Origin of the sequence: Sphingomonas sp. (assembly GCF_042095875.1) — a bacterium.
GTDB lineage: Bacteria > Pseudomonadota > Alphaproteobacteria > Sphingomonadales > Sphingomonadaceae > Sphingomonas.
Genome location: NZ_JBELMJ010000105.1, coordinates 1 through 2,892 on the forward strand (window position 1 = coordinate 1; position 2,892 = coordinate 2,892).

Annotated in this window: 2 protein-coding genes and 1 pseudogene; all 3 read right to left on the reverse strand. The window is 66.3% G+C overall.

From position 1 onward, the window contains the following. A partial coding sequence (locus ACFDS6_RS16930; protein ID WP_375273250.1) for an NADH-quinone oxidoreductase subunit N occupies window positions 1-653 on the reverse strand: 653 nt, incomplete at its 3' end. Next, window positions 653-2,206: an NADH-quinone oxidoreductase subunit M gene (locus ACFDS6_RS16935; protein WP_375273251.1), complete on the reverse strand. Its 1,554-nt coding sequence runs from the start codon at window positions 2,204-2,206 to the stop codon at window positions 653-655. The genes ACFDS6_RS16935 and ACFDS6_RS16930, both read right to left, overlap by 1 nt. Before the next feature lie 10 nt (window positions 2,207-2,216). Then, a pseudogene (locus ACFDS6_RS16940) lies at window positions 2,217-2,892 on the reverse strand (NADH-quinone oxidoreductase subunit L); the annotation flags it as partial.

Sequence of the window (2,892 nt, forward strand, 5' to 3'; positions counted from 1 at the left end):
AACACGAACACCAGCCCGAACAGCAGCCCGTACGACTTGGCATCGCCCGACAGCGCCGCCGCGGCATAGGCGCCGGCGATCTCGTCGAACATGGTCGAGCCGGTGAAGCCGTAGACCAGGCTGATGCCGTAGAGCAGGATGCCCGACGCGAGCGCACCGAGCACGAAATACTTGAGCCCCGCCTCCGCCGAGCGCGCGTCCTGCCGCATGAAGCTGGCGAGCACGTAGGCCGACAGGCTCTGTAATTCGAGCCCGACGTAGAGCGTCAGCAGGTCAGCCGCCGACACCATCATGCCCATGCCCGCGGCGGACAGCAGGATCAGCACCGGATACTCGGGCCGCAGATTGTCGCCAGCGGTGCGCGCGAAGAAGTCGGGCGCCATGACGATCGCCACCGCGGCGGCGACGAAGATCAGCACCTTGGCGAATCCGGCGAACCCGTCCGCGCGGTACAGCCCGCCGAACGCGTCACCGCCCGACGTCGCCGGACCGACGAGCGCGATCAGCGCACCGGCGAGCACCGCCACCGCCGCCCACGACACCGCCTTGGTCGACGCTGGGCCACCCCAGGCGGCGACAAGCATCAGCACGATGCCGCCGAGCGCGAGGATCACCTCGGGGAGCGTCATCGCCAGTTGGGAAGCATAGTCCATCAGTGCGCCTCCCCGGACGCCGGATTGTCGTGGGCAGGTTCGGCATGCGCCGACGGGATGATGCCGGCGCCGCGCGTCGGCCGGCTGTCGCCCGCCGGTTGCGCCCGGTTGATGCGCGCGAGCAACACCTGCGTGTCCTTGCGCATCGGCGCCAGGAAGCTCTCAGGGTACACGCCCATCCACAGCACCACGGCGGCGATCGGCGCGAGCAGCCACAACTCGCGGCCCGACAGGTCGGACATGGCGCGCACCTCGTCCGACTTGATCTCGCCGAACACGACGCGGCGGTACAGGTACAGCATGTACGCCGCGCCCAGGATGATGCCGGTCGTGCACAGCAGCGCGGTCCAGGTCGACACCTGATACGCGCCCATCAGGCTCAGGATCTCGCCGACGAAGTTGCTGGTGCCCGGCAGACCGATCGACGCCATCGTGAACAGCAGAAAGAAGATCGCGTAGCGCGGCATGTTGATCGCCAAACCGCCGTAGCGCGCGATCTCGCGCGTGTGCAGCCGGTCGTAGATGACCCCGACGCACAGGAACAGCGCGCCCGACACAAGGCCGTGGCCCAGCATCACCATCATCGCGCCCTCGATCCCCTGCGCGTTGAACGCGAACAGCCCGATCGTCACGATCGCCATGTGCGCCACCGAGGAATAGGCGATTAGCTTCTTCATGTCGGCCTGCACCAGCGCGACTAGGCTGGTGTAGATCACCGCCACCGCCGACAGCCCGAAGATCAGCGGCGTCAGCTGCGCCGAGGCTTCGGGGAACATCGGCAGGCTGAAACGAAGGAAGCCGTATCCGCCGAGCTTCAACAGCACGCCCGCCAGAATCACCGAACCCGCGGTCGGCGCCTGCACGTGCGCGTCGGGCAGCCAGGTATGCACCGGCCACATCGGCATCTTGACCGCGAACGACGCGAAGAAGGCGAGCCACAACCACGTCTGCACGCCCACCGGAAAGTCGTATGCCATCAGCACCGGGATGCTGGTCGTGTTCGCGGTGATGCTCATGTACAGCATCGCGATGAACATCAGCAGCGAGCCGAGCAGCGTGTACAGGAAGAACTTGTACGACGCGTAGATCCGGTTCGCGCCGCCCCAAATGCCGATGATAAGAAACATCGGGATCAGGCCGGCTTCGAAGAAGATGTAGAACAGGAAGATATCCTGCGCCGCGAAGGTGCCGATCATCAGCACTTCGGTGAACAGGAACGCCGACATGTATTCGGGGACGCGCTTCTCGATTGCGTGCCAGCTCGCGCCGATGCAGATCGGCATAAGGAACACGCTGAGCGCGATCAGCAGCAGCGCGTAGCCGTCGATGCCAAGCGCCCAGCCGAAACGGCCGAACAACGGCGCGCTCTCGACGAACTGCCACTGTGCACCACCGAGGTCGAAGCCGGTCCACAGCACGACGCCGAGCGCCAGATTGATCAGCGTCGCGGCGAGCGCGGTGGTCCGCGCGGCCTGCGCCGACAGGAACAGGCACGCGACCGCGGCGATCGCCGGCACTGCGAGCATGACGGAGAGGATGGGGAAGCCGTTCATCGCGCCGCCTTCAACCCGCGATCGCCCAGGTGACCGCGGCGGTCAGCCCGATCAGCATGACAAAAGCATAGGTGTACACATATCCCGTCTGGACGCGCCCCGCCACGCGGCTGCCGACCTGGACCAGCCACGCCGATCCGTTCGGACCGAAGCGGTCGATCGTCCCCTCGTCGCCCTTGTGCCACAGCAGCCGCCCGATCGCGAACGCGGGCCGGACGAAGAGGAAGTTGTAGAGCTCGTCGAAATACCATTTGTTGAGAAGGAAGCGGTAGATCGGCTGAAACGTGTCCGCGGTCTTCGCCGGCGTCGACGGCGAGCGGATGTAGCTCGCCCAGGCGATCAGCAGCCCGGTCAGCATCGCGATCGTCGCCGACAACTGCACCAGCAGCGGCACCTCGTGCATTGCGTGCATCAGATGCTCGTTGAAGGCGATCGCGCCCTTCCAGAAACGCTCGCCCGCGCCCGGCTCGATGAACCAGCCGTGGAAGGTGAAGCCCGCCGCGACCGCGCCGATCGACAGCACGATCAGCGGGATCAGCATGACGATCGGGCTCTCGTGCGGGTGGTAGCCGCCGGTGCCGACAGGAATTTCGTTGAAACCGCGCGTCTCGACGTGCGGCGCGTGGCCGGCGTCCTCGTGCGCGACGTCACCGTGATGATGCTCGGCCTGCTTGCCGTGCTCGTGC

Bases quoted from the DNA above. Each gene is read 5' to 3' on its own strand.
- ACFDS6_RS16935 (WP_375273251.1), bottom strand. From the start codon at position 2,206: ATGAACGGCTTCCCCATCCTCTCCGTCATGCTCGCAGTGCCGGCGATC.